This is a genomic window from Aerococcus agrisoli (assembly GCF_003797145.1).
Taxonomy (GTDB): Bacteria; Bacillota; Bacilli; order Lactobacillales; family Aerococcaceae; genus Aerococcus; species Aerococcus agrisoli.
This window is the reverse complement of the sequence record NZ_RKMG01000071.1, coordinates 1-1,516: the sequence shown is the minus strand read 5'-3', so window position 1 is coordinate 1,516 and position 1,516 is coordinate 1. Positions and strand designations below refer to the sequence as shown.

The 1,516-nt window shown below is 33.5% G+C and carries 1 protein-coding gene; it reads left to right on the top strand.

Annotated features, from left to right (window positions below):
- The first annotated feature begins 112 nt into the window (after positions 1-112).
- Positions 113-1,438: an ISL3 family transposase gene (locus EF384_RS09510; RefSeq protein WP_123781470.1), complete on the top strand. Its 1,326-nt coding sequence runs from the start codon at positions 113-115 to the stop codon at positions 1,436-1,438.
- The last annotated feature ends 78 nt before the right edge of the window (positions 1,439-1,516 follow it).

Sequence of the window (1,516 nt, the reverse complement as noted above, 5' to 3'; positions counted from 1 at the left end):
TGTGGATGAGAAATCATTCACACCTTTTTTGTATAAAAACACAAAAAAGACATATGAATATTTCCTATGCTAAAATTTAAGCGTCTAAACCAAAATTAGAAAGGAAATTCATATGTCTCACAACGATAATATCAGACTTTTACTAAACATTAAAGATACAAACATCACATTCAACGAAGAAAATTGGATTCAAGAACGGAATATTAAAGGTATAAACGTGAAAGTTTTTACTGGTAAGTTAACGTACAAGCCCAAGGCTTGCCCTAAATGTGGCTGCGTAAACGACCATTCTATCGTTAAAGATGGATATATGATGTCCAGAATCACGTGGTTACGTCAATCCAATACACCAACTTATCTAGAACTTAAAAAGCAACGCTTCTGGTGTCATGAATGCGATGGACGCTTCATTGCACAAACCAAAGAGGTTGAACGCAATTGTCATATCGCTAAACAAGTAAAACAATCTATTTTATTTGAGGCTGCAGATACAATTTCAAACAAGGATCTCGCTCGTCGGCACTGTATCTCAGATAATACTAGTAGACGCATTATTAATCGATTTATGGATGACTATTTTCGTCGTAATCGCACAAAACTAGCGAAACACATGTGTTTCGACGAGATTAAATCTACAAAGCAAGCAGATAAGCAAATGAGTTTTATTTTTAGTAATGAAGATACTCATGAAGTTCTAGGTATATTACCCACTCGTCAACTTTACAAATTGAAAGAATACTTCCGTCAATTTAGCTTAAGAGAGCGTTCTACAGTTGAGACCATTGTTGTTGATATGAATGCGCCTTATATGACTCTGGTTAAAGAAATGTTTCCGAATGCCAAGGTAATTATTGATCGTTTTCACATTATTCAATTGATTTCACGCTCTTTAAATAAAACAAGAGTGCAGGTAATGAATACTTTCAATACAAACAAAAATCATGGTGAAGATAAAAAAGACTATCGCAAATTGAAAAGCTTTTGGAAGCTAATCCTAAAGGATTTTAATGATGTAGATTATCTAAAATATAGAAAGCAACGCTTATTTAAAGGGAAAATGGTTTGTGACATGGACATTGTCACACATCTGCTTTCTTTAGACCAACATTTAACGGAGAATTATTGGGTATATCAAGCTTTACTAGAGGCTGCTAAAGAAAATGATATCGAAATGTTCCAAGAGACGATTACAGAAAAAAGTAAACAAAATATCAGTAGATATATGCAAACTTCTTTGAAGACGCTATTAAAAAACATTGAGTATATTTCAAACACATTCCATTACAAAACTAGATCTAATGCTAGTTTAGAAGGGAAAAATAATCGAATTAAGGTCATTAAACGTGTATCTTATGGATACCGCAATTTTTTCAACTTCAGAAATAGAGTGATGATTAGTTTGATTTTTAAACCAGGCGAGACCGCTTCTCTTACATAAATATACATGAAACTTTCCACTCGCTATGGTAAAAGGAAAAGGACTGCAAGTGTACGTCCTTAGCCGTGAAAAAGCATG

Bases quoted from the DNA above. Each gene is read 5' to 3' on its own strand.
- EF384_RS09510 (WP_123781470.1), top strand. From the start codon at position 113: ATGTCTCACAACGATAATATCAGACTTTTACTAAACATTAAAGATACA.